This window comes from Acinetobacter sp. M5A5_2a, from assembly GCF_053345265.1.
This window is the reverse complement of record NZ_JBKEZV010000006.1, coordinates 343,502-369,679: the sequence shown is the minus strand read 5'-3', so window position 1 is coordinate 369,679 and position 26,178 is coordinate 343,502. Positions and strand designations below refer to the sequence as shown.

The 26,178-nt window shown below is 39.4% G+C and carries 24 protein-coding genes and 1 tRNA gene; 20 read left to right on the top strand and 5 right to left on the bottom strand.

Translation table 11 applies throughout. From position 1 onward, the window contains the following. From ACLBWE_RS10500 to ACLBWE_RS10445, 12 genes are all read left to right on the top strand, one after another. Positions 1-94: EF-Tu C-terminal domain-related protein (locus ACLBWE_RS10500; RefSeq protein WP_005240168.1), on the top strand; the 94-nt coding region annotated here is incomplete at its 5' end. Between the two features lie 60 nt (positions 95-154). Continuing rightward, positions 155-230: transfer RNA gene (locus tag ACLBWE_RS10495), tRNA-Trp, on the top strand. 75 nt (positions 231-305) lie between these two features. Next, positions 306-746: a preprotein translocase subunit SecE gene (gene secE / locus ACLBWE_RS10490; protein WP_004640737.1), complete on the top strand. Its 441-nt coding sequence runs from the start codon at positions 306-308 to the stop codon at positions 744-746. A 7-nt stretch (positions 747-753) separates the two neighbouring features. Continuing rightward, the gene (nusG, locus tag ACLBWE_RS10485) at positions 754-1,287 is read left to right on the top strand and encodes a transcription termination/antitermination protein NusG (protein ID WP_003654499.1); all 534 of its coding nucleotides are present in this window, start codon (positions 754-756) and stop codon (positions 1,285-1,287) included. Between the two features lie 109 nt (positions 1,288-1,396). Further along, complete coding sequence (rplK, locus tag ACLBWE_RS10480; RefSeq protein WP_003654500.1) at positions 1,397-1,825, top strand: 50S ribosomal protein L11; 429 nt, start codon at positions 1,397-1,399, stop codon at positions 1,823-1,825. A gap of 3 nt (positions 1,826-1,828) precedes the next feature. After that, a complete protein-coding gene (rplA, locus tag ACLBWE_RS10475) occupies positions 1,829-2,524 on the top strand; it encodes a 50S ribosomal protein L1 (protein WP_003654501.1) in 696 nt (231 codons plus the stop codon). A 315-nt stretch (positions 2,525-2,839) separates the two neighbouring features. Further along, on the top strand, positions 2,840-3,346 hold the full coding sequence (gene rplJ, locus ACLBWE_RS10470; protein WP_005037259.1) for a 50S ribosomal protein L10: 507 nt from the start codon (positions 2,840-2,842) through the stop codon (positions 3,344-3,346). A 48-nt stretch (positions 3,347-3,394) separates the two neighbouring features. Continuing rightward, positions 3,395-3,760 carry a 50S ribosomal protein L7/L12 gene (gene rplL, locus ACLBWE_RS10465; protein ID WP_005037257.1) on the top strand — a complete coding sequence of 122 codons (366 nt, stop codon included), beginning with the start codon at positions 3,395-3,397 and terminating at the stop codon, positions 3,758-3,760. Between the two features lie 305 nt (positions 3,761-4,065). Then, the gene (gene rpoB, locus ACLBWE_RS10460) at positions 4,066-8,154 is read left to right on the top strand and encodes a DNA-directed RNA polymerase subunit beta (RefSeq protein ID WP_005037255.1); all 4,089 of its coding nucleotides are present in this window, start codon (positions 4,066-4,068) and stop codon (positions 8,152-8,154) included. An 86-nt stretch (positions 8,155-8,240) separates the two neighbouring features. Beyond that, positions 8,241-12,434 carry a DNA-directed RNA polymerase subunit beta' gene (rpoC, locus tag ACLBWE_RS10455; RefSeq protein ID WP_003654505.1) on the top strand — a complete coding sequence of 1,398 codons (4,194 nt, stop codon included), beginning with the start codon at positions 8,241-8,243 and terminating at the stop codon, positions 12,432-12,434. Positions 12,435-12,604: 170 nt separating this feature from the next. Further along, positions 12,605-12,970 carry a DNA transfer protein p32 gene (locus ACLBWE_RS10450; RefSeq protein ID WP_424612147.1) on the top strand — a complete coding sequence of 122 codons (366 nt, stop codon included), beginning with the start codon at positions 12,605-12,607 and terminating at the stop codon, positions 12,968-12,970. Positions 12,971-13,187: 217 nt separating this feature from the next. Beyond that, positions 13,188-13,544, top strand: a complete 357-nt coding sequence (locus tag ACLBWE_RS10445; RefSeq protein ID WP_447602706.1) for a DNA transfer protein p32 — start codon at positions 13,188-13,190, stop codon at positions 13,542-13,544. A gap of 44 nt (positions 13,545-13,588) precedes the next feature. Here the strand turns inward: ACLBWE_RS10445 and ACLBWE_RS10440 are convergent, their stop codons facing one another. Further along, positions 13,589-14,074, bottom strand: a complete 486-nt coding sequence (locus ACLBWE_RS10440; protein WP_005045166.1) for a DUF4442 domain-containing protein — start codon at positions 14,072-14,074, stop codon at positions 13,589-13,591. Between the two features lie 117 nt (positions 14,075-14,191). On the opposite strand from ACLBWE_RS10440, the gene ACLBWE_RS10435 reads away from it, so the two are divergent. From ACLBWE_RS10435 to htpG, 5 genes are all read left to right on the top strand, one after another. Continuing rightward, positions 14,192-15,070 (top strand): alpha/beta fold hydrolase, encoded by an 879-nt coding sequence (locus ACLBWE_RS10435; protein ID WP_447602704.1) that lies wholly within the window; start codon positions 14,192-14,194, stop codon positions 15,068-15,070. Positions 15,071-15,171: 101 nt separating this feature from the next. Next, a complete protein-coding gene (locus tag ACLBWE_RS10430) occupies positions 15,172-16,596 on the top strand; it encodes a Na+/H+ antiporter family protein (protein WP_080026186.1) in 1,425 nt (474 codons plus the stop codon). 329 nt (positions 16,597-16,925) lie between these two features. Then, positions 16,926-17,510 carry an OmpW/AlkL family protein gene (locus ACLBWE_RS10425; protein WP_026056156.1) on the top strand — a complete coding sequence of 195 codons (585 nt, stop codon included), beginning with the start codon at positions 16,926-16,928 and terminating at the stop codon, positions 17,508-17,510. A 187-nt stretch (positions 17,511-17,697) separates the two neighbouring features. Next, positions 17,698-18,051, top strand: coding sequence for a lysozyme inhibitor LprI family protein (locus ACLBWE_RS10420; RefSeq protein WP_003654518.1), 354 nt, complete (start codon positions 17,698-17,700; stop codon positions 18,049-18,051). Between the two features lie 102 nt (positions 18,052-18,153). Further along, a complete protein-coding gene (gene htpG / locus ACLBWE_RS10415) occupies positions 18,154-20,073 on the top strand; it encodes a molecular chaperone HtpG (RefSeq protein WP_447602700.1) in 1,920 nt (639 codons plus the stop codon). A gap of 83 nt (positions 20,074-20,156) precedes the next feature. Here the strand turns inward: htpG and ACLBWE_RS10410 are convergent, their stop codons facing one another. The 3 genes from ACLBWE_RS10410 to ACLBWE_RS10400 all read right to left on the bottom strand — a co-directional run bounded on the left by ACLBWE_RS10410 (position 20,157) and on the right by ACLBWE_RS10400 (position 23,387). Then, complete coding sequence (locus ACLBWE_RS10410) at positions 20,157-21,059, bottom strand: selenocysteine synthase (protein ID WP_447602698.1); 903 nt, start codon at positions 21,057-21,059, stop codon at positions 20,157-20,159. A 124-nt stretch (positions 21,060-21,183) separates the two neighbouring features. Then, complete coding sequence (locus tag ACLBWE_RS10405; RefSeq protein ID WP_424612151.1) at positions 21,184-22,326, bottom strand: hypothetical protein; 1,143 nt, start codon at positions 22,324-22,326, stop codon at positions 21,184-21,186. Between the two features lie 359 nt (positions 22,327-22,685). After that, positions 22,686-23,387 (bottom strand): DsbA family oxidoreductase, encoded by a 702-nt coding sequence (locus ACLBWE_RS10400; RefSeq protein ID WP_003654526.1) that lies wholly within the window; start codon positions 23,385-23,387, stop codon positions 22,686-22,688. Between the two features lie 178 nt (positions 23,388-23,565). On the opposite strand from ACLBWE_RS10400, the gene ACLBWE_RS10395 reads away from it, so the two are divergent. Continuing rightward, complete coding sequence (locus ACLBWE_RS10395; protein WP_016139466.1) at positions 23,566-24,324, top strand: hypothetical protein; 759 nt, start codon at positions 23,566-23,568, stop codon at positions 24,322-24,324. A 21-nt stretch (positions 24,325-24,345) separates the two neighbouring features. Here the strand turns inward: ACLBWE_RS10395 and ACLBWE_RS10390 are convergent, their stop codons facing one another. Then, the gene (locus ACLBWE_RS10390; protein WP_447602695.1) at positions 24,346-24,711 is read right to left on the bottom strand and encodes a MerR family transcriptional regulator; all 366 of its coding nucleotides are present in this window, start codon (positions 24,709-24,711) and stop codon (positions 24,346-24,348) included. A gap of 71 nt (positions 24,712-24,782) precedes the next feature. On the opposite strand from ACLBWE_RS10390, the gene ACLBWE_RS10385 reads away from it, so the two are divergent. Then, on the top strand, positions 24,783-25,430 hold the full coding sequence (locus ACLBWE_RS10385) for an RBBP9/YdeN family alpha/beta hydrolase (protein ID WP_447602693.1): 648 nt from the start codon (positions 24,783-24,785) through the stop codon (positions 25,428-25,430). A gap of 248 nt (positions 25,431-25,678) precedes the next feature. Further along, complete coding sequence (locus ACLBWE_RS10380) at positions 25,679-26,170, top strand: hypothetical protein (RefSeq protein ID WP_447602691.1); 492 nt, start codon at positions 25,679-25,681, stop codon at positions 26,168-26,170. Positions 26,171-26,178: the final 8 nt, after the last annotated feature.

Genomic DNA, 26,178 nt, shown 5'->3' with positions numbered 1-26,178 from the left:
CCACCCAATCGCAATGGACCCAGGTCTACGTTTTGCGATCCGTGAAGGTGGTCGTACTGTAGGTGCTGGTGTTGTTGCGAAAGTAACTGCATAAGCATAATATAGTGACGGATTACGTCTCAGGTTGAGGGCTTTGGCTCTCAACTTGCATTATAGGTCAGTAGTTCAATTGGTAGAGCGTCGGTCTCCAAAACCGAATGTTGGGGGTTCGAGTCCCTCCTGGCCTGCCATATTTTCAAATAAAAAGCTTGATGCTGGCTTAGTTGTTCATATAATAAGTCGCGAGTTCTACGACGAGTACAAAAATGTCGAATGATAAATCGCGTGACGCATTGAGCGACGCGCCAATTCCTCAAAGAAATAATTCTGCTGAAGTTGTTCGTTCTGGTTCGCCTCTAGATATTGTTCTATGGGTGATTGCGATTGCATTATTGGTTTTAGCTGTTATGGCGAATCAGTATTTACCAGCGCATTGGGCACCTGCAAACAATATTTGGGTGCGCGTTGGGGCAATTTTTGCTTGTATCGTTGTGGCTTTAGGTTTATTATACGCCACCCATCAAGGTAAAGGCTTCGTTCGTTTGCTAAAAGATGCACGAGTCGAATTGCGTCGAGTAACTTGGCCAACAAAACAAGAAACAGTCACTACATCGTGGCAGGTTCTATTGGTTGTAGTTGTTGCATCATTGGTTTTGTGGTGCTTTGACTATGGTTTGGGTTGGTTAATTAAGTTGATTATCGGGTAAAAGAGCTATGAAACGTTGGTACATTATTCATGCCTACTCTGGCTATGAAAAACAAGTGTTACGTTCACTTACAGAACGAATCCAGCGTAGCGCTGTTGCTGATAGCTTTGGTGATGTCCTTGTTCCTACCGAAGAAGTGGTAGAAATGAAGGATGGTAAGAAACGTAAATCTGAGCGCAAATTCTTTCCTGGCTATGTGTTAGTCGAAATGGAAATGAATGATGATACTTGGCATATCGTTAAAGAGTGTCCAAAGGTTCTAGGTTTTATCGGTGGTACACCTGAAAAACCAGCACCAATCACTCAGCGTGAAGCGGATGCGATTCTTGCGCGTGTACGTAATACAGGTGAAGCACCACGTCCTAAGACGATGTTTGAGCCAGGCGAAGAATTACTTGTTATTGACGGTCCATTCACAGACTTTAAAGGTGTTGTGGAAGAAGTTCAATACGAGAAGTCACGTTTAACGTTGACGATTAACGTATTTAATCGACCAACTCAGGTTGAACTCGAGTTTCGCCAAGTCGAAAAAACGATTTAATCTTAATTGGTTGAAAAACGCCCGATTTTATCGGGCATTGTTGTTGTAATAAAAGTGTAGCGTAAACATTGGGGAGCCTAGCGGCGTTTGTACCCAGAGGTATTTTAAAATGGCTAAGAAGATTGACGGCTATATCAAGCTGCAAGTTCCAGCTGGTAAAGCAAATCCATCTCCACCAATTGGTCCTGCATTAGGTCAACGTGGTGTAAACATCATGGCATTCTGTAAAGAATTCAATGCTGCTACACAAAAAGTTGAACAAGGTCTTCCAATTCCTGTAGTGATTACTGTGTACAACGACAAGTCGTTCACATTCATCATGAAAACTCCACCAGCTTCTATTCTTCTTAAGAAAGCTGCTGGTATCCAAAAAGGTTCACCTGTACCAAACAAAACTAAAGTTGGTAAGTTGACTCGTGCTCAGTTAGAAGAAATTGCGACTACTAAAGAACCAGATTTGACTGGTGCTGATTTAGACGCACGTGTACGTACCATTGCTGGTTCTGCACGTTCTATGGGCTTGGAAGTGGAGCTATAAGACATGGCAAAGTTAACTAAACGTCAAAAAGCCATTGCTGCTGCTGTTGAAGCAAACAAAGTTTACACTTTGGAAGAAGCGGTTCAAGTTCTTAACAGCTTACCTGCTGCGAAGTTCAAAGAATCTTTAGATGTAGCTGTAAACCTTGGTGTAGACCCGCGTAAATCTGATCAGGTTGTTCGTGGTGCGACTACATTACCTGCTGGTACTGGTAAAACTGTACGTGTAGCGGTATTTGCTCAAGGCGCGCAAGCAGAAGCTGCTAAAGAAGCTGGTGCAGACATCGTAGGTTTTGATGACCTTGCTGAAAGCATCCAAGGTGGAAACCTTAACTTTGATGTTGTAATCGCTGCTCCTGACGCTATGCGTGTTGTTGGTAAGCTCGGTACAATCCTTGGTCCACGTGGTTTAATGCCAAACCCTAAAGTTGGTACTGTAACTCCTGATGTAGCGAATGCTGTTAAAAACGCTAAATCTGGTCAGGCTCGTTACCGTGTAGACAAAGCGGGTATTATCCATGCTGCGATCGGTCAGTTAGGCTTTGATGCTGCTGCTATCCGTCAAAACGTTGAAACCTTAGTTGCTGACTTGAAAAAGTTAAAACCTGCAACTTCTAAAGGTGTATACATCAAAAAGATCACTTTGAGCTCAACTATGGGTCCTGGTCTTACTGTTGATGTAAGCAACGTTTCTAACTAAGTTTAAAACTTAGTCAAGAATTTTAAAGTCCTGATTGAGGGCAGAGTATAAAAAATCATAGATTTTTTATACTCATTCAAAGTAATGCTTTGTTTCCTCACTCATCAGGCGGACTTTGAATTGATAAATGTAAATTTATCAGCGTCAAAGACCACAGGCGAAGAGACTTCTTTTGAATATCTTCTTAATAGCCCAGCCTGCGTAGACGCGGTGGTGTGATTTATTCCTCCTCCGCGTGTAAGTCAAATCTTTGTTGACTTGCGAATTGGGAGTGTACTTTTTTGAGTACATAAATCACCGTTAGGAGGTTTTACAATGGCTCTTCTTATTGAAAGCAAAAAACAGATCGTTGCTGAAGTGGCTCAAACTGCTTCTACAGCGTTCGCTGCCGTTGTTGCTGACTATCAAGGTTTAACTGTTGAGCAATTAACTGCTCTTCGTGTTGAAGCTCGTAAACTAGGTGTTGCTACACGTGTTGTACGTAATACTTTGGCTAAACGTGCTCTTCAAGATACGCAATTTGCAATCTTGAATGACAACCTTGTTGGCCCAACAATCTTAGCATTCTCAACTTCTGAAGACGATATGGGTGCAGCTGCACGCTTGTTTGAAGAATTTGCTAAAACTAACAAAGCATTTGAATTAAAAGCTGCTGCATTTGACGGCAAACTTTATCAAGGTGCTGAAGTTAGCGTTATCGCAAACCTTCCAAACCAAGAAAAAGCGCTTACTATGCTCGCATCTGTTCTTCAAGCTCCTATTTCGAAATTGGGTCGCTTACTTACAGCGCTTCAAGAGAAAAACGAGTCAGAAGCTGCTTAAGCTTAAATCTACTTCCACACCATTCAATACCCATTTGGAGTTAATCTCATGGCTTTAACAAACGAAGAAATCCTAAACGCAGTTGCTGAAAAAACTGTTCTTGAACTTGTTGAACTTATTTCTGCTTTTGAAGAAAAATTCAACGTATCTGCTGCTGCTGTAGCTGTAGCTGCTGCTCCTGCTGCTGCTGCTGCTGAAGAACAATCTGAATTCAACGTTGAGTTGACTTCTTTTGGTGCTAACAAAGTAGCTGTAATTAAAGCAGTTCGTGAAGCAACTGGCCTTGGTCTTAAAGAAGCTAAAGACCTAGTTGAAGGTGCTCCTCAAGTTCTTAAAGAAGGCGTTTCTAAAGAAGAAGGCGAAGAACTTAAGAAGAAACTTGAAGAAGCTGGTGCTACAGTTACACTTAAGTAATTGTAAAAGGAGTCGGTTTTTAAATCGGCTCCATAAAATGGCTGATGGCTCTTGGGTCATCAGCCTTTTTGCGTTACAATAATCGGCTCGATTTTTGTTTGTTCTGTACAATAATTGTCGTGTTTTAGAATAATCAGAGTAATTTCAAATGTTTACCAATATTTTTCTTTTTAAAAAATATTGTTAAGCGTTTTAATACCACTAAAAATTGCAGCATTTGTAAACAGTGGTGGCCATATCGGCCTGTGTAATTCCTTCTGAGCCCGTTCTGCAGGCGGGCTTGGTTTACTTTCCGAGGACTCCAGATGGCATACTCATATACCGAAAAGAAACGGATCCGTAAGAATTTTGGTAAATTGCCCCAAGTAATGGAAGCACCGTACTTACTTTCGATCCAGGTCGATTCGTATAGAACGTTCTTGCAAGGTGGCAAATCTCCAAAAAACCGCGAAGATATCGGTCTCCAAGCCGCATTTCGTTCAGTTTTCCCTATAGAAAGTTATTCTGGCAATGCTGCTTTAGAATTTGTTGAGTATAGCCTTGGTAAGCCTGAGTTTGATGTGCGTGAATGTATTTTACGTGGTTCGACTTATGCGGCACCAATGCGCGTAAAAATTCGTTTGATTATTAAAGATCGCGAAACTAAATCTATTAAAGACGTACGTGAGCAAGAAGTCTACATGGGTGAAATGCCACTCATGACAGATAATGGTACCTTTGTGATCAATGGTACTGAGCGTGTAATCGTATCTCAATTACACCGTTCACCTGGTGTATTCTTTGATCATGATAAAGGCAAAACACATTCAAGTGGTAAAGTACTTTATTCTGCACGTATTATTCCTTACCGTGGTTCATGGTTAGATTTCGAATTTGATGCAAAAGATTTAGTTTATGTACGTATTGACCGTCGTCGTAAATTATTAGCAACTGTTGTGTTGCGTGCATTGGGTTATAACAATGAACAAATTTTGAATTTGTTCTATGAAAAAGTGCCTGTATATCTTGATATGGGTAGCTATCAAATTGACCTCGTTCCAGATCGTCTGCGTGGCGAAATGGCGCAATTTGATATTGCAGACAATGATGGCAAAATCATTGTTGAGCAAGGTAAACGTATTAATGCACGTCACGTACGTCAAATGGAAGCTTCTGGTTTAGCTAAGCTATCAGTTCCTGATGAGTACTTGTATGAGCGTATCACTGCCGAAGATATTACTTTACGTAATGGTGATGTGATTCCTGCAAACACATTGTTAAGCCATGAAGTTATGGTGAAACTGGCAGAAGGCGGTGTTAAACAGTTCAATATCTTGTTTACGAACGATATTGACCGTGGTTCATTTGTTGCTGACTCATTACGTGCTGACACAACTTCTGGTCGTGAAGAAGCATTAGTTGAAATCTATAAAGTAATGCGTCCAGGCGAGCCACCAACAAAAGAAGCTGCTGAAAACTTATTTAATAACTTATTCTTCTCTTCTGAACGTTATGACTTATCTCCAGTAGGTCGTATGAAATTCAACCGTCGTTTGGGTCGCCCATACGAAGTTGGTACTGACCAGAAGTCACGTGAAGTAGAAGGTATTTTATCGCACGAAGATATCATCGATGTATTACGTACATTAGTTGAGATCCGTAACGGTAAAGGTGAAGTCGATGATATCGATCACTTAGGTAACCGTCGTGTACGTTCTGTTGGTGAAATGACTGAAAACCAATTCCGTGTTGGTTTGGTTCGTGTTGAACGTGCTGTTAAAGAGCGTTTAAGCCAAGCAGAAACAGATAATTTATCTCCGCAAGATCTCATTAACGCAAAACCAGTTGCAGCTGCAATCAAAGAATTCTTTGGTTCAAGCCAATTGTCTCAGTTTATGGATCAAAACAACCCGTTATCTGAGATTACACATAAACGTCGTGTTTCAGCGCTTGGGCCTGGTGGTTTAACACGTGAACGTGCGGGCTTTGAAGTACGTGACGTACATCAAACTCACTATGGTCGTGTATGTCCAATTGAAACGCCGGAAGGTCCAAACATTGGTTTGATCAACTCGCTTTCTGTTTATGCAAAAGCGAATGATTTTGGTTTCTTGGAAACACCTTACCGTAAAGTGGTAGATGGCCGAGTAACTGATGCTGTTGAATACCTTTCTGCTATTGAAGAAGTAGGTACTGTTATTGCACAGGCCGATTCTGCTATAGATAAAGATGGTAACTTAACAGAAGATTTTGTTTCTGTTCGTCACCAAGGTGACTTTGTACGTATGCCACCTGAAAAAGTGACGCATATGGATGTATCTGCACAGCAGGTTGTATCTGTAGCTGCATCACTTATTCCATTCCTTGAACACGATGACGCGAACCGTGCATTGATGGGTTCAAACATGCAACGTCAGGCGGTTCCTACTCTACGTGCGGATAAACCGCTTGTAGGTACAGGTATGGAAGCGAACGTTGCACGTGACTCAGGCGTATGTGTGATCGCAAACCGTGGTGGTGCGATTGAATATGTAGATGCTTCTCGTATCGTTATTCGTGTAAACGAAGATGAAATGATTGCAGGTGAGGCTGGTGTAGATATTTACAACCTCATTAAATATACACGTTCTAACCAAAACACTTGTATCAACCAAAATATTATCGTGAATTTAGGCGACAAAGTTGCTCGCGGTGACATTCTGGCAGACGGTCCGTCAACAGATATGGGTGAGCTTGCGCTTGGTCAAAACATGCGTGTAGCGTTCATGACGTGGAATGGTTACAACTACGAAGACTCGATCTTATTATCTGAGCGTGTACTTCAAGAAGACCGTTTAACTTCTATTCATATTCAAGAATTATCATGTGTAGCGCGTGATACTAAGTTAGGTGCAGAAGAAATTACTGCCGATATTCCTAACGTAGGTGAAGCTGCACTTTCTAAACTTGATGAATCGGGTATCGTTTATATCGGTGCGGAAGTTACTGCTGGTGACATCCTTGTTGGTAAAGTAACGCCTAAAGGTGAAACTCAGTTAACTCCTGAAGAAAAATTGCTTCGTGCAATCTTTGGTGAGAAAGCAGCTGACGTTAAAGACTCATCTTTACGTGTTCCATCTGGTACTAAAGGTACAGTTATCGATGTTCAAGTCTTCACTCGTGATGGCTTAGAGAAAGATGACCGTGCGATGGCAATTGAAAAAGCACAGCTTGACGCTTACCGTAAAGACTTGAAAGAAGAATACAAGATCTTTGAAGAAGCAGCTCGTGAGCGTGTAATTCGTTTGCTTAATGGCCAAGAGTCTAACGGTGGTGGTTCGACTAAACGTGGCGACAAACTCGTTGAAGATATGTTGTCTGGTTTAGAGCTTGTTGACTTACTTGAAATCCAACCTACAGACGAAGCAATTGCTGAACGTTTATCTCAAATTCAAGTGTTCTTGAAAGAGAAGAGCGCAGAAATTGATGAGAAGTTTGCAGAGAAGAAACGTAAGCTTTCGACTGGTGATGAGTTAACAACTGGCGTTCTGAAAGTTGTTAAGGTTTACCTCGCAGTTAAACGTCGTATTCAGCCTGGTGATAAAATGGCTGGTCGTCACGGTAACAAAGGTGTTGTTTCTAACATTTTACCTGTTGAAGACATGCCACACGATGCTAACGGTGTGCCGGTAGATATCGTATTGAACCCATTGGGTGTACCATCTCGTATGAACGTGGGTCAGATTCTTGAGACTCACTTGGGTATGGCAGCTAAAGGACTTGGTGATAAAATCGAAAAAATGTTGAAAGAACAGCGCACAGTTTTAGAACTTCGCGAATTCTTAGACAAGATTTATAACAAAGTCGGTGGCGAGCAAGAAGATCTTGATAGCTTAACTGATGCTGAAGTCTTAGCACTTTCAGGCAACTTACGTGCTGGTGTGCCTTTAGCTACTCCTGTATTTGATGGTGCTGAAGAAAGTCAAATTAAAGACTTACTTGAATTAGCTGATATTTCGCGTACTGGTCAAACAGTATTGTTTGATGGTCGTACGGGTGAACAGTTTGATCGTCCTGTAACTGTAGGTTACATGTACATGCTCAAATTGAACCACTTGGTTGATGACAAAATGCATGCGCGTTCAACTGGTTCTTACTCACTTGTTACACAGCAACCGCTTGGTGGTAAAGCACAGTTCGGTGGTCAGCGTTTCGGTGAGATGGAGGTCTGGGCACTCGAAGCTTACGGCGCAGCATATACACTTCAAGAGATGTTAACTGTTAAGTCGGATGACGTTGAAGGTCGTACACGCATCTATAAGAATATTGTAGATGGTAACCATTATATGGATCCGGGTATGCCTGAATCGTTCAACGTATTGACCAAAGAGATCCGTTCTTTAGGTATCAACATTGAACTGAAAAATGGTGACTAAGTCGTAAGACTCACGATTTTTTAGGAAAAAACAATATTTGTGACCCAGTCGGGTAAGCGTTGCTTCCCGACACACGGAGAAAAAAATTGAAAGACTTGCTCGATATCATGCGTAAGAAAACGGACTCAGATGGTCATGCACCAATTGAGTTTGACCGTATCCGTATTGGTCTTGCGTCACCAGAAATGATTAAGTCATGGTCTCATGGTGAAGTTAAAAAACCTGAGACAATTAACTACCGTACTTTCAAACCAGAACGTGACGGTTTGTTCTGTGCCAAAATTTTTGGTCCAGTAAAAGATTACGAATGCTTGTGTGGTAAATACAAGCGTATGAAATACAAAGGCGTCATTTGTGAAAAATGTGGCGTTGAAGTAACTACAGCGAAAGTTCGTCGTGAACGTATGGGTCACATTGAACTTGCTTCTCCAGTTGCACATATCTGGTTCTTAAAATCGTTACCATCTCGTATCGGTTTATTACTTGATATGACGCTTCGTGATATCGAACGTGTATTGTATTTCGAATCATACGTTGTAACTGACCCAGGTATGACTCCGTTTGAAAAGTATCAACTTTTAACAGACGAAGAATACTTCAATGCACTTGAAGAGCACGGTGATGAATTCACTGCGAAAATGGGTGCAGAAGCGATTCAGGACTTATTAAAAGATATCGATCTTGAAGCTGAAATCGCACGTTTACGTGAAGAAATTCCTCAAACAACTTCTGAAACGAAGTTGAAAAAAGCGTCTAAACGCTTGAAATTGATGGAAGCATTCAACGATTCAAACAATAAGCCAGAATGGATGGTGATGAATGTACTTCCGGTACTTCCACCTGATTTACGTCCATTAGTTCCACTTGAAGGTGGTCGTTTCGCGACTTCTGACTTGAACGATTTATATCGTCGTGTCATTAACCGTAACAACCGTTTGAAGCGCCTTCTTGATCTTGCAGCACCAGACATTATCGTACGTAACGAAAAACGTATGTTACAAGAGTCTGTAGATGCATTGCTTGATAACGGTCGTCGTGGTCGTGCAATTACTGGTTCTAACAAACGTCCATTAAAATCTTTGGCTGATATGATCAAAGGTAAACAAGGTCGTTTCCGTCAGAACTTACTTGGTAAGCGTGTTGACTATTCTGGTCGTTCGGTAATTACTGTAGGTCCTACTTTACGCCTTCACCAATGTGGTCTTCCGAAGAAAATGGCACTTGAATTATTCAAGCCATTCATTTTCGCGAAACTACAAGCTTCAGGTCAGGCAACAACCATTAAAGCTGCGAAGAAAATGGTTGAGCGTGAGACCCCAGAAGTTTGGGACGTTCTTGCTTCTGTAATTCGTCAACATCCAGTAATGTTGAACCGTGCGCCAACACTTCACCGTTTAGGTCTTCAAGCATTTGAACCTATTCTTATTGAAGGTAAGGCAATCCGTCTTCACCCACTCGTTTGTGCTGCGTTTAACGCCGACTTCGACGGTGACCAAATGGCGGTACACGTTCCATTGACACTTGAAGCACAGTTAGAAGCTCGTGCATTGATGATGTCAACAAACAACATCTTGTCACCAGCAAATGGTGAGCCGATCATCGTCCCTTCTCAGGACGTTGTCTTGGGTCTTTATTACATCACACGTGATGCGATAAATGCTAAAGGCGAAGGCATGGTGTTTGCTGATACTCACGAAGTAAACCGTGCACTTGCAACTGGTCAGGTTGCGATTCATGCTCGTGTTAAAGTACGTGTGCATCAAACTGTTATCAATGAAGATGGTGAACGTGAACACGGAACTATTATTGTTGAGACAACACCAGGTCGCTGTTTGCTTTGGGAAGTTGTTCCACAAGGCTTAAGCTTTGACATGATCAATCTTGAGATGACTAAAAAGAATATCTCAAAGTTAATCAACTCTTGTTACCGTAAACTTGGTTTGAAAGATACAGTTATCTTTGCTGACCAATTAATGTACTTGGGCTTCCGTCAAGCGACTCGTTCAGGTGTATCTGTAGGTATGGAAGATATGTTAATTCCACCTACTAAGCACACAATTATTGATAAAGCAGAAACAGAAGTTCGTGAAATCGAACAACAGTTCGAACAAGGTTTCGTAACTGCTGGTGAGCGTTATAACAAAGTTGTCGATATCTGGGCGCGTACAAACGACCAAGTTGCTAAAGCAATGATGGATAACTTGTCTTATACCGTTGTGAAAAACAAACAAGGTGAAGACGAGAAGCAAAAATCATTCAACAGCATCTATATGATGTCTGACTCTGGTGCCCGTGGTAGTGCGGCACAGATTCGTCAGCTTGCTGGTATGCGTGGCTTGATGGCAAAACCAGACGGTTCGATTATCGAAACGCCGATTAAAGCGAACTTCCGTGAAGGTTTGACAGTACTTCAGTACTTCATTTCAACACACGGTGCGCGTAAAGGTTTGGCCGATACAGCATTAAAAACTGCGAACTCTGGTTACTTGACACGTCGTCTTGTAGACGTAGCACAAGATTTGGTAATTACTGAGCCTGACTGTGGTACAGCGGGTGGTTTAGTGATGACTCCATTCATTCAAGGTGGCGATGTTATCGAGCCATTACGTGACCGTGTATTAGGTCGTGTAACTGCTGAAGATGTACGTCGTGCGTCTGATGATGAAGTTGTATTACCTCGCGGTACGTTAATTGACGAAAAAATCGCAGCTCATCTTGAAGAAGCGGGTGTGGATGAAGTCAAAGTACGTTCAGTAATTGCTTGTGAATCTGCTTTTGGTGTATGTGCTAGATGTTATGGCCGTGACCTTGCACGTGGTCACTTGGTTAACCCAGGTGAATCAGTAGGTGTAATGGCAGCACAGTCTATTGGTGAACCAGGTACACAGTTAACGATGCGTACGTTCCACGTTGGTGGTGCTGCGAGCCGAACTTCTGCTGCAAACAGTGTTCAAGTACGTAACAAAGGTACTGTACGTTTCCATAACGTGAAAACTGTACAACATGCAAAAGGTCACTTGGTTTCAGTTTCTCGTTCAGGTGAAATTGGTATTGCCGATGATTTAGGTCGTGAACGCGAGCGCTATAAACTTCCTTACGGTGCAAGCATCTTGTTGAAAGATGGTGAATCTGTAGAAGCTGGCGGTATTGTGGCGACTTGGGATCCGCATACGCATCCACTTGTTACAGAAGTTGCTGGTAAAGCACGTTTCAGCCAAATCGCTGATGGTGTAACTGCAACATCAAAAACTGATGATGCAACTGGTATGACTACCGTTGAAATCTTGCCTGTAACAGCTCGTCCTGCTTCTGGTAAAGATTTACGTCCTGCAATCGTGTTGGATACAACAGATGGCGGCGAACAGTTCTACTTCTTGCCACAAAACACAATCGTAACTGTTCGCGATGGCGAAACGATTGGTGTGGGTGATGTTATTGGTCGTGTACCACAAGAAACATCACGTACTCGTGATATTACCGGTGGTCTTCCGCGTGTAGCTGACTTGTTCGAAGCACGTAAGCCGAAAGAACATGCAATTCTTGCTGAAGTTTCAGGTGTTGTAAGCTTCGGTAAAGAGACTAAGGGTAAAAACCGTCTGGTAATTAGCCCTGATGATGGTTCTGAGATCTACGAAGAGTTGATTCCAAAATGGCGTCAAATCAACGTGTTCGAAGGCGAGCATGTGAACCGTGGTGAAACTGTTTCTGATGGTCCACAAAACCCGCATGACATCTTACGTTTGAAAGGTGAAGTTGCTTTAACTAACTACATCGTGAACGAAGTTCAAGACGTATACCGTCTCCAAGGTGTAAAAATCAACGACAAACATATTGAAGTTATCGTACGTCAAATGTTGCGTAAAGTTGATATCACCGATGGTGGCGATACAAGCTTCATCAAAGGCGAGCAAGTGGATTACATCCGCATGGTACAAGAGAACCAAGCTGTCTTGGCTCAGAACAAGTTCCCTGCGAAGTTCGAACGTCTATTGATGGGTATCACTAAAGCATCGCTTTCTACTGACTCGTTCATCTCTGCTGCATCGTTCCAGGAAACAACTCGTGTGTTAACTGAAGCGGCTGTAACAGGTAAAGAAGATGATTTACGTGGCTTGAAAGAAAACGTTGTAGTAGGTCGCTTGATTCCAGCTGGTACTGGTCTTGCATACCACCTAGAACGTCGTCGTCAAGAAGCAGAAGCTGCTGAACATGAGCTTCACAATGACTTCAGCGAAGTAGACCAAGCATTCAGCCAAGCATTAAACTCAGAACAATTCTAAGTTTAGACTGGCATTAAAAAAGGCACCTAAGGGTGCCTTTTTTATTTATAACAATTAAAAGTGGTAATTACAAAAACATATTGAAGAGCCATTATTTCATTACTTAAGCGGGATAAACCCTCCACAAAAACATATTAGGCTACATGCTTATGAAGACTGGAGTAAATCTAATGAAAAAAATGATGATGATTGTTAGTGCTGGCCTGATGTCAACAACTTTGCTTGTTGGTTGTCAAAATGCAAGCCCAGAAAGTAAACGTATTGGTTCAGCTGCGATTGGTGGTGGTGCAGGCGGGGCTGTAGGAAAACATGTGGGCGGTAATATTGGTGCCGGTTTAGGAGCGGCACTTGGTGCAGGTGTTGCAGCTAATGCAAAAGGGTCCAACAGTAAAACAGTACGTAATAGTGCAATTGGTGCCGGTGTGGGTGCCGTGTTAGGTGGTGCAATCATTGGCGGTGACGCTGGTGCTGCTACAGGTGGAGCACTTGGTGGTAGTGCAGGTGCAGCTTATGAAGAGAAGAAAGGGAAGTACTAAAAGTACCCTTAATAATGTTTAAACCTTAGAAGTCTTTATCTTATTAGAGACTTCTTTTTTATGACTTTTTTATAATTAAAATTTCAATGAATAGGTGTAAAAGGAAGAGCTTTACAAAATATCAATCGATTAGGACAGACGAATAACACAATCTGATCAAATTCCTCATAAAAGAGGATTATGCTTTTTATTAGAACAGATAATAGTGAGTATGGTCATGAAAAAAACAATTGGATTACTTTCTGCTGTGATGCTGTCTACGCTTATGTTTACGGGTTGCCAAAATATGAGTCCATCTGACCAGCGTATTGGTGCAGCAGCAGCAGGTGGTGCATTAGGTGGTGGCTTAGGTAACCATGTAGGTGGTGGTGTTGGTGCAGGTTTGGGTGCAGCAGTAGGTGCTGGTGTTGGTTCAAATACCCAAGGCGGTAGTAAGCAAACCACGACTAAGAGCGCGATCGGAGCGGGTATTGGGTCTGTGGTAGGTAAAGCAATATTGGGTGGTGACTCTGGTGCTGCAATTGGCGGTGCGATTGGTGGTGGTGCTGGTGCAGCGATCGAAGAGAAAAAATAAAAATTTAGCAAATTAATAAAATAAGCGCTTTTTCAGCGCTTATTTTATTGTTGAAAGGGTTTTGCTTTTTTACGTCTGATATAAAGCGTTTTTTGAACTTCAGCAATTCTTACTCCAGTTTCATCAAAAATGTTTAAATGATAGGTTCTTAAAACAGGTTCGAAGTTGTCGGCAAGTTCACGAATTTGCTCAATTTCAGCCAAGTCGACTCGAATATCCGCATGCACAGTGCTTCGACCAGGGGAAAGAAAATTAATCTCAGCAGCTTTATCCCAAACAATATATTTTGATCCGAGATGATGCAGCAGAATCATCATATAAAATGGATCAACCATTGAATAAATACTGCCCCCGAAATGCGTTCCAACCAAATTTTGGTTTTTCCAAGTCAGAGGCATTTTTACTCGTACATGACAAAGTTCTAAATTCATGATTTCAATATAAATCCCTGCTCCCCGATAAGGAGGGTAGTGATTAAATAGAAATTTTGAAATCGTAGGATTGTTCTGAAGTCTTCTTAAAATAGCCATAATAGTCAATTTTTTTTATTGAAACAGTATTCATACTAGATAAGTATCATCTTTTTTATATTGATGGCAATGCTCTATCCGACTAACGACATGATCGATTGAAAAACAAGATAGGAAATGATTATGCAGCCAAAAGTTCATACAGTAACAACAAGTGACCAACAAACGCTTTGTGCCAAGACATGGGGCGACGAAAAAAATACACCGTTGGTTTTAGTACATGGTTATCCTGACAATCAAGAAGTATGGGAATCAATCATTGAACATTTAATCAATGACTTCTACATTGTCACCTATGATGTACGTGGGGCGGGTTTGTCATCTATACCAAAACGTATTCGTGATTACCGTTTAGAGCGTTTATCTCTAGACTTACAAGAAGTCGTTGATGAATTATTACCCAATCGTCAATTTCATATGGCTGCACACGATTGGGGTTCGATCCAATCTTGGGAGTCGGCAACAGAGCCTAAATTTAAAGGGCGTTTATTGTCATATACAACAATTTCTGGACCATGTCTTGACCATGCAGCCTTGTTCTTACGTGATAAATTTAAATCTTCACCAGGTCAAATCTTAAAAATATTAACCAAATCTTGGTATATCGGTGCATTCCATCTTCCGTTGCTAGCACCAACAGTGTGGTCTCTTTTTAGCCCTGAAAAATGGGGGAAAGTTCTGACTCAGTTGGAGAGGAAAAGTAATTTACCTTTAAATAATAATATTAATGCTGATGGTAAATATGGCATTAATTTATATCGTGCCAATTTTATTCCTCGTTTAACTGGCCCACGTCAACGTTATGCGCAATGTCCAGTTAAAGCAGTTATTTTAAAATATGATACTTTTGTGAGCCCTGAATATATCACTGAGGCTATGCCAAAGTGGGTAGAAAAATTTGAATATGTAGAGTTTGAAGCAAATCACTGGGCAATTCTGAGTGAGCCTGCAAAAATTGCAGATCATATTCGTCAGTTTATTAAGGCTCAAGCTTAATGATTGAGTGACTGCATAAAACAGTTAATTCGGCGATATTTTCGGCTTCATAGATCTGAATCTGATAGAATATCGCCTTTTGTTTTGCTCTGAATTTATTCATGAATGCTGTCGTTATTGCGATTGCAGTGATGTTTTTATTATCACTGGCGCGCGTTTCTGTCGTACTGACTTTAGTGGTTTCTGCCATTGTAGGCGGCCTCGTAGCAGGTTTAAGCCTTTCTCAAACCGTTGATGCCTTTAACGCTGGTCTTGGTGATGGTGCTGAAGTCGCACTTGCCTATGCAGTGCTAGGAGCATTCGCTCTAGCACTTTCAAAATCTGGTTTACCTGATTTACTTGCTCATAAACTTATTGGTTTGTTGGGAATGGAAGCGGGAAAAAGCCGTCAAACTAAAGTGAAATATCTACTATTAGGTATTTTACTTATTTCAGCTATTTTCTCTCAGAACCTTATCCCGGTTCATATTGCCTTTATTCCAGTACTCGTTCCGCCATTATTACGGGTAATGAACCATTTAAAGTTAGACCGTCGCGCAGCAGCCTGTGTGCTTACTTTAGGTTTAGTCGGAACTTATATTTTCCTTCCAGTTGGGTTTGGTGCAATTTTCCTTGAACAAATTTTGATGGGAAATATCAACAAGGTCGGTGCGGCGTACGGCTTACATGTAGAGCGTGGCATGATGTCAATTGGCATGGCTATTCCAGTTTTAGGAATGGTTTTAGGTACTTTGGTTGCTGTATTTATTAGCTACCGTAAACCAAGGATTTATGCCGATCGTGCTATTACGCCAACCGCAACGATTGATTTAGATAAGCCTCTTCGTGCAACTACTCAAGTCGAAACAGCTGACTTAAAAGCAGATGCTGAAGAGTTAAAGCATGAGGCAGAGCAAGCGCCAGTGATTGCAAAGAAAACCATTTTTATGGCATTGCTTGCAATCGGTCTGACACTCGCTGCACAGCTCTATTCCGGTTCAATGATTTTGGGTGGTTTAGTCGGTTTTGCTGTTTTATCTACTGCTGGAATTTTTAAGTGGCAAGATGCAGATGATGTCTTTGTACAAGGCATGCGGATGATGGCCCTAGTGGGTTTCATTATGATTTCCGCTGCGGGCTTTGCATCGGTAATGACCCATACGGGAGATATTAATCAGCTAGTGAACGGTGTAGTCGATATTATCGGAGATAATCGTGCACTCGCAGCTTTCTTAATGCTTTGTATTGGTTTATTTGTCACAATTGGTATTGGTTCATCTTTCTCAAGTGTACCTGTACTTGCTGTCATTTATGTACCTTTATGCGTACAGTTTGGATTTTCACCATTAGCGACTATTGCTCTTATTGGGACAGCCGCAGCATTAGGTGATGCAGGTTCACCAGCTTCTGATTCAACCTTAGGACCAACAGCTGGTTTAGGTGTAGATGGGCAACATGATCATATTTGGGATACGGTTGTACCTACATTTATTCATTTTAATATTCCGCTATTAATTTTTGGCTGGATTGCTGCAATGGTTTTATAAGTTTTTTATAAAATATTGAATGATTAACCTTCTTAATGATGATCTTTAGATTTAAATTAAGAAGGTTTTTTATTGAATAAATAAAAGATGTATTTAAAATAAATTATATTAAAATACTCAGAATTAAAAAGTATATTAAAATGGTTGGTAATATAAAATAATCTTGATTAATAAGGTTGGCTTTAAAACCAATTAAAATGGTTGGTTAATATATAATTTTATTTAAAACAGTTATTTAAAAATAAATAATAAAATAATTTTATAATGAGTATTGCATGATTTTAAAATAAATGTTTATTATAAATATAAATAAGTTTGGAGATATTAAAGTGTTCAAAAAAGCTTTGGTTGTTGTATTAATGGGGATGTCTTCTTTTACTTTTGCTGGTAACTGGCAAGTGAAATTTGGTGGTAGTGTTATTGCTCCTTCGGAAGATACGACACTTGCTGAAAACACTGTAGTTAAAGCAGATCATGAATATGCATTTACACCATCGGTAGAATACTTTTTTAGTCAATCTCCATTTTCGGCAGAGTTATTATTAGCAGCACCTGTTAACCATGATGTATTGTTAAATGGAAATAAGGTAGCGAGTCTTAAACAGTTACCACCAACGATTACTGCTAAATATCATTTTAAAAATTCGACTCGTTTTACGCCATATATTGGTGTTGGTGCAACAGCATTTATTGCTTGGGATGAAGATGGCATTGTAAAAGATGTGAAAGAAGATTTTGGTGTGGCAGGACAAGTTGGTTTTAACTTCCAACCTGCGGATGCTAAAAACTGGGGAGTATTTGTAGATGTTCGTTATGCTGATTTAAGCCCAGAAGTTACTTTAAATGATGGGACTAAGTTTGATCTAGATATTAATCCGTTTGTTTACACTTTAGGTTATAGCTATAAATTTTAAGCATAATAATAAATAGAATAATATAATAATAAACCTAGACTCAGGCACCTCACATATATTTTATGTGAGGTTTTTTTATGAGTTTTACTTGCACTAAAAAAAGCATAAAACAGACAGTTTTCTACACATCTTATGCATATTTTTTTCTAAACTAATTTTTATTCATTACAAATATGGAAATAAAATCATGAACAAAAAATTAGCGATGTGTTTGGCTCTTTTTAGTGGTATTGCTTTTACACAGAGTTTGCAAGCCGCAAGTTTCTCGTGTGATGCTGCAAAAACTAAAACGGAAAAGAGTATTTGTAAAAATCGTTCCTTAAATGATGCAGATGTAAAAATGGCAACAACTTATCAAATTGTTCTGCATGCTTTACCAATGGGCGGGCGGGACAACCAAAAAGATGCTCAGCAGCAATGGCTGAAAAAAAGAAATGCTTGTGCTGCTGGTGTAAGTTGTATTGCTAAAGCTTATCAACAACGTCAAAAGCAGTTAGACACAATATTGCAAGATAGAGTGCTAAGCCATGGTCCATTTTAATTAGAGTAAAAATTTTTAATATCCAGGATTGAAAAATTCTAGAAGTACTCCATTCATAAAGCATTCGAGAACAAACAGACTTCAAAATTTAAGGAGTGATTTATGAGTGAACAAGCATCACAAAATTATAGTTTCCAAGCGGAAGTTGCACAGCTTTTACATTTAGTGACGCATTCTCTCTATTCTAACCCTGAGATTTTCTTACGCGAGCTTATCTCTAATGCATCAGATGCATGTGATAAGTTGCGCTTTGAAGGAATTAATCATCCTGAATATTATGAAAATGATCCAGATTTACATGTACGAGTCATTTTAAATAAAGAAGATAAAACTTTAACGATTTCTGATAACGGTATTGGCCTAAACCAGCAAGAAGCGATTGATAACTTGGGTACCATTGCAAAATCGGGTACTAAAGATTTCATGTCAAAATTGACTGGTGATCAAAAAGCAGATGCTCAGTTGATTGGTCAATTTGGTGTTGGTTTTTACTCAGGTTTTATTGTTGCCGATAAAATTACAGTGGAATCACGCCGTGCAGGTCTAGATGCATCTGAAGGGGTGCGTTGGATTAGTGGTGGTACAGGTGAGTTTGAAGTTCAGCAAATTGATAAGGCTTCACGTGGTACAGACATTATTCTTCACTTACGTGATGACGCGCTTGATTATTTAGAATCTTATAAAGTTAAGCACATCGTTAATAAATACTCTGACCACATTAGCTTGCCAATCGAAATGCAAAAAGAAGTTTGGCAAGAGGAAGAGGCGGCTGAAGGCGAAGAGTCTAAAGGCGGTCAAATGGTCAAAACTGGCGAGTGGGAAGCAATTAACTCAGCCAGTGCTTTATGGACACGTAACAAGAGCGAAGTGACTGAAGAGCAATATGTTGAGTTCTATAAAAACTTAACACATGACTTTGAAGCACCACTGGCTTGGGCGCATAACCGTGTTGAAGGTAGTACCGAATATACACAGTTACTTTATATTCCAAGTAAAGCGCCACATGACATTTTTACTCGCGAAGCAAAAGCGGGCATTAAGCTCTATGTAAAACGCGTGTTCATTATGGATGATGCAGATAATTTAATTCCAAATTATCTACGTTTTGTTCAAGGTGTGGTGGATAGTGCCGACTTACCGCTTAATGTAAGCCGTGAGTTGTTACAAGAAAGTCGTGATGTAAAAACGATTCGTGAAGGTAATGCACGCCGCGTATTAACAGTACTTGATGGCTTGGCTAAATCGGAAGATGAAAAAGACCAAGAAAAATTCAAGACGTTCTACAGTGAGTTTGGCTCAGTCATTAAAGAAGGCTTGGGCGAAGACTTTGGTAACCGCGAACGTATTTTAAAATTATTACGTTATGCGACTTCAACAAATGATGAAGTGACGACTTCTTTTGCTGACTATAAGGCACGTATGAAAGAGGGCCAAAAAGCCATCTATTATGTGACTGCTGACAGTTTAGCGGCGGCGAAAAACTCGCCACAGCTTGAGTTATTCAAGAAAAAAGGCATTGAAGTCTTATTAATGGCAGAGCGTGTTGACGAATGGGCAATGAACTTTGTTCAAGAGTTTGAAGGTACGCCATTAAAGAATGTCTCTAAAGGTGCAGTTGATTTAGGTGATTTGCAAGATGCTGAAGAGAAAAAGGCACTTGAGCAAGCAGCTGAACAGTTCAAACCTGTTGTTGATAAGCTAAGTGATTCATTGAAAGCGAAAACCAAAGAAGTACGCGTAACTACGCGTCTGGTCGACTCTCCTGCGTGTTTAGTAACAAGCGAAGGTGAGTTATCACCTCAACTCATCCGTATGTTAAAACAAGCGGGGCAAGAGGTTCCTGAAATTAAGCCAATTTTAGAAATTAACCCTGAACATCCATTAGTGAAAAAACTTGAAGGTTCAGAACATTTTGATGATTTGGCAAATGTGATTTTCGATCAGGCTGTTATTGCTGAAGGTGGTTTACCAGAAGATCCGGCAGCTTATGTAAAACGTATTAATAGCTTATTGCTGAAATAATTCAGTATAAAAAAAAGCCTCTGAACCTTCAGGGGCTTTTTTGTGGATAAAGAAAGAGTTATCCACAATTTGGTAATTTTTGACTAAAAATTAGCTTCTAGATTCATTTGAACGCTGAGTTGATGTCTCGAATCATCATCAATATGGTTAAAAAAGTTAAGGTCATTTTGCATAAAAAGCCAATTTCGCCATACAGGCTGGCGCCACGAAATATAAGGTCCCCAGCTATTTAGTCGCATATCATTTTTGGTATATACGCCACCACTATAAACACCGTAAGTCAGACTATTATCTTTTACAAACTCAAATTGTTGAAAAGTCCAATTTCCCCAGTTGTAATCTTCATTTTCACTCTTGTTTACATTAAATTTATTAGAAAATAATGTGTTATCTTGCATTTTCTGCGTTAGGTTGAGAGTGGTTTCAGTGTAGTGCCGGCTGGTCGAACCGTAACGAAATACCTGCTCTGTATCCAAACTAATGTTATGTCTTAAGTTCCATTTTTTCTTTGCCAAAAATTGTACATAGACATCACTTTCTGAGTTTGAACCTAGATCAAGATTATTTTCAAAAGGCATCCAGGTTGAAATGGTGGCCCAGCTTGCACTGAGTGGATTAGTTAGTTCAGTTTGATTTGATGAAGCTTTCTTCTTTTTCTTACCCAAGGCCTTATAAGGCTGTTCAGGCTGGGTTGCGCGCTTCCATAACGTATCATTCCCAAATACAGCCATAAGTTCTTGAATTAAGGCTACATCGGGTAAAGCATTATTTGTCTCTATTTCACAAGGAGAGAGTGCAAATGGCAGAGACAGTCTGTTTGTTTTGCTGAGTTGGTTGGACGAGTAGGAATGTCGTCTTGAACGTTGGTGCTTTATAGAACTGTAAAAAAATTGAGTATGCGGAAGTAAAGCCAATACGCCCAGACTATAAATACAAACTAAGACAGTTGATCTGTAGTGAAATGAAAAAGAAGAGAATTGATTCATCGTTCAGAATAAAAAAGAATCAAAAATTAGAATAATATGTTAAGAGGCTAATCTTAAATTTTTATTTAAAAGTGTTTTATTATTCATCACCTTGAATGAAGTTTCCAAGGTGATGTTTACAGGCTTAAAAAAGTGCTTCTAGACGTAAGAATGTGCTGACGAAATGGTTGCGATCTTCACGATGGTCATTAAAGTAATTTACATCTCCTTGAACAAAGAACCATTCACGTAAAACGGGTTGGCGCCATGAAACAAAAGGCCCCCAACTATTTAAACGTAAGTCATTGTCGTTGTAATAACCACTGGTATAAATACCATAGTTAAAACGGTTGTTTGCAAAGAAACTATGCTCGCGGAAAGTCCGGTTTTCCCAAGCTAGATCATCATCTTGATCATCGGCATAGGTCAGGCTGAACTGATTCGATAAAATTGGCTGATTTGGTCTGGCATGTGTAAGTTCAAGATTGGTACGTAAGTAGTTTTCGCTGTCTATACCATAACGATAAATTTGCTCTGCATAAAATTTAAAATCATTACGTAATTGCCAATCTCTCGATGCTTTTAAACGAACGTAAATATCATCTCCAGAACGAATACCTAAGTCTGCATCTGTTTCAAAAGGCAATTTTTTCGAGAAATCTGACCAACGTAAAGCAATAGAACTGTTGTCATCTCGAGTTTGCTTACCGTCTAGTTTCTTATTTGAACCTTGATTTGGGTTCTGGTTAATATTGGCTGGACTGTTATTAAATTCGTTATCTAAAGAGTCATCACCAAACACGACGCTTAGACGTTTTTCTAGAGTAGGTAGCTTAATCCTACCTCTTATTCTGGGCTTAATTTCAAAGTTATCGTATTCATTCCAATAGTTATCGACCATTACGCGAATAGTTGCTGTCGCCGGTTTCTGTGGATCGACTTCACCAAACCAGTTATCAATTTTTTCAGAAGTACGATCGGCCCAATTACGAATGTTCTTTTGTTTACGGTCAACCCATGTTTGATCTTCTGTTTGTTCGGTAGGTGGAACAATAGGTTGATTAGACTGCTCTGGAAAAATGGTGGGGGTCGCATCTACCCAGCGCGGAATTTGATCTAGAAGATTTTCATCCGTTGTGGCTTCTGTTTGTACTCCAGAGCTTGAACCTTCGACCATTTGAGTTGAAGAAGTATGAGTTGCCTCTGCATGAGTTATGCACACCGAACCGAACCCAAGCGTTAAAAGTGCAAAAAGCTGCCGATAAGGAATTACGTGAAATGTTTTCATATCTATCTTTATGTTTTGTTGTTGTTTCCACTTTTGTTGATTTTTCTAATAAAATCAAGAGGGCGACACAAAAGTTAAGTAAATTTAACTTTTCTTACATATTTGAAATAAATTAAAAAGTTTAAGCTAGTAGCGATTATTTTTACATAAAAAAATCCCCCAGTTAAGGGGGATGATAGATCAAGGAAACTTCAAATTCCGATCATTAAACACATAAAAAACAGAACATTACAGCGCGAATATTCTAAGCGGCAATGATAAACTGATTTTAAACAATTGGATAGTTCTTTTTTTAGAACGCTCTATTGCTAAAATGGTGATAAAACATACGATTTAATCACACTTTTAATTGTGCTGATTTATTTCTGTGGAATATCACATGATTCATCATTACAAACAGCCGCATCATCCTGTTCAACTTCTTCAGCATTTGCTTTGAGCTGTGCTTGCTCTAAAACATTTAAAAAGACTTCACGTGGTTGAGCACCTGCGAGCGCAATTCTTTGGTCAAATACAAAAAATGGCACGCCAGTAACATTTAACTGTTCTTTCGCAATTTTTTCATCATGACGAACAAAGTCAGATAGTTCATTTGTATCTAATACAAATTCAACTTCGGCATTATCAAGGCCAATACGAGAAGCGATTTCTTCAACAACCTCACGCTCACCAATTGCTAAACCTTCGGTCATATAAGCATGGAAAAAAGCTTCTTTTGCTTGGTTGCCTAAGCCTTTGCTTTGCGCAAGGTGAATAATACGGTGTGCATTGAAACTATTGCCAGAGTTAGCCTTTTGCCATTGGAAATCAATACCTTCAGAGGCAGCCATGGCCGCAATATTGCGCTCCATTTCTTCCATCTCTTCATAGGTACGGCCATATTTCTTAGCCAAACGTTCTGTATTTGATGTGTCATGCTTTGCTGGCGCATCAGGATCTAATTCAAAACTATGCCAGTGAATTTCAAGCTCAATACCTGCCTCTGCAGCTACATGTTCAAGGCGTTTTTTGCCGATATAACAGAAAGGACAAACTACATCAGACCAGACATCAACACGCATGGGAGAATCTCATAAATTTTAATTACCCATCATAATAGGGATGATGCACAAGGATTTAAAGCTTTGAATAGCGAATAGAGTGTTGCGTATTGTGAAATAAATGGCATATAAAGAAGATATAAGCTCTATTTCATAACTATAAAGAGCAAAACTATAAGAAGGGAAATAGGAGGTGTGTATGCGCCGAGTTTTGATTGCAATTGCAAGTCTGGTTGTTATCACGAGTATTATTTTTTTCACCTATCAACATATCAAACAGCAACAGGCCAAAGACAGTAGCCAAATGTTTGATGTGGTCATGACTGAAAAAATGAACCAGCTTTATGACCAAGCACAAGACTGGTCTAAACCCATCCAACTCGATATTCACGATAAACGTTTAGCAGGTCACTATAAGCAAATTTCAGAATTTCTCTTAAGTTATTGGATTCAAAATATAAATGCACGTAATGAATATTTAAGAGAATTAAAAGCAGCCAAATGGGATACTTTTTTAAATGTTGATCGTTTAGATCTTGATAAAAAACAGAAGTATGTGGAAACAGAAAAAATGTTAGCCGATGTTCGTACGGCTTCAGATAAATATCAAACTCAATATGAAAAAATTCATAAAACTTTCTTAGCAAAAGTTCAGGAATTATCTGTGGATGCAGAGATGAGACAACTGCTGGAAATGAAATTGGGGTCTCAACAAAAGGCGGATCAAGATCACGCAATTTTTATGATTGAACTGCAAATTTTAGATAAAGCAGAAGAAATGTTTAAACTTCTAAAAAACTATCCATGGCAAAAGAAAGACCAGATGATTCTTTTTCATGAAAATGCTCAGGTCAAAAAATTTAACCAGCTTTACCAAGATGTTTTAAAGCTGAATGCAAAAGTTGAAAAAATTAAGAAAAGGAACGTAGCTGCATTAGAGGGAGATTTAAAAGAATAAATTGAACGTGAGCATCAAAATTTATGGATTGGTGCTCTCAGCTTTCCCTTTACTTAAAAAAGATTGTAATAAACTTTGAGAAGTTTGTAGTTTGATTAACTGCTGGGACACGTGCATGAGCTCAGTTTGCAGCTTTTCTTGAACTACTGAACATAGCGTAAATACGCGTTCATCTAAATCAAAACAAGGTAACAAAGCCTGAATGTCTTTTAGATTCATTCCCGCATCATTTAATATTTTAATTTTCTTAATATTTTCAATATCTTTTTGCGTATAATTTCGATAGTTATTACTCGCCCGATGAGGCTGTATAAGCCCTAAACTCTCATAATAACGCAGCATACGAGGGCTTACTTTTGTGAGTTCGGCAACTTTGGCAAGGTTCATAAAATAGGGTTGACCTTAACAGTGGTGTCATAGTTTAGCATGTTTATATCTTTCAAAATGGTACTTGTTCCATGATTAGAAAACTCATTTTATTGGTGTTATTCGGCTTCATGTCATTTGTTGCAAATGCCAAAATAATTGAACTTCGGGAGAACAACATGCGTCAAATATTTGTACTTCATGGTTATTCAGCCTCTATAGATGATCACTGGTTTTTAGATCTAAAACATCAAATAGAAGATGAACATACAACCGTTACTTTAATTCCATTTCCAGATTCTGAACATCCAGATGTGGAAGCATGGCAGAAGGTTTTAGACCAACATATCCCTGTTGTAAATGAAAATACCTATTTTGTTGCACACAGTTTAGGGGTTATTACGTTACTGCACTTTTTGCAAAGACATGATTACCAAAAGATTGGTGGAATGATTTTAGTATCTGGATTTTCTGGACCTATTTCAGATTTTTCTCCACTCGATGCTTATATAACAAAAAGCAAAGTCGATACGAGTTACTTTCATGACATAAAGAAAAAGCTTGTGTATTTGTCTGATAATGATGATTTGGTTCCACCAAAACTTACGATTCAATTGGCTAAAGAAATTGATGCGCCGTACATTACAGTACCAAATGGCGGTCATTTTTTAGGGCGGGAAGGTTATACAACATTTCCGCAAGTCGTGAATTCTTTAAAAGAGATGTTAGAGAGCAAATAAAATTTATAAGATAAATCGCACTCTATAATCTGAACACTTTTGTCTCAGTTATAGAGTGTATTTATATAATTGGACTCTTCTAATAAATAAAAGAACCTTACTATTACATTAAAAAATTTAATTATATTTACCGTTTATCTGAGCATTACTGAATCAAATTCGACTTTGTTGTAGCCTATTTATAGATACTTTTAATTTAATCATCATCTTTTTAATTTGAATAGGGTGACTGATTTTTGGAGCAAGTTATGAACTTTCTAAAACAATCAGCTTTGATCGCTGCATTTGCTTTTATGGGGTTGCCGACTGTTCAAGCTGAAGAGGTCGCTACGTTACCTACAATTCGCGTTATGGCTGAATCTGAGCTACGTGAAGAAGTGGGGTTTGTACCTTTTCAAGAAGATAAAAAAGTGCGTCAGGCTCTGCAACACCGTGAGTATAAAACTCATAATGATATACAGAATGCTTTGGTCCCTGAAGGCATGACTACGGTAGATTATCAGCCAGTTATGGCACAACCAGATTTATCTCAACTTTCTCCATTTTTACAACAATACATTTTAGCGGTAGCCGGTGGAATACAGTCTTCTGATCCAACCAACGGTATTTTTGAAATGTTAAGACCTTTGAACATTAATCGAAGTAATGTTGATGCTTATCGTGATGGAACGATGAAAGTGAATATTACTGACCTCATAAATTTACAACAGCAAATTCAAGATGGTTTAAAAGGCCGATAAAAAATCCC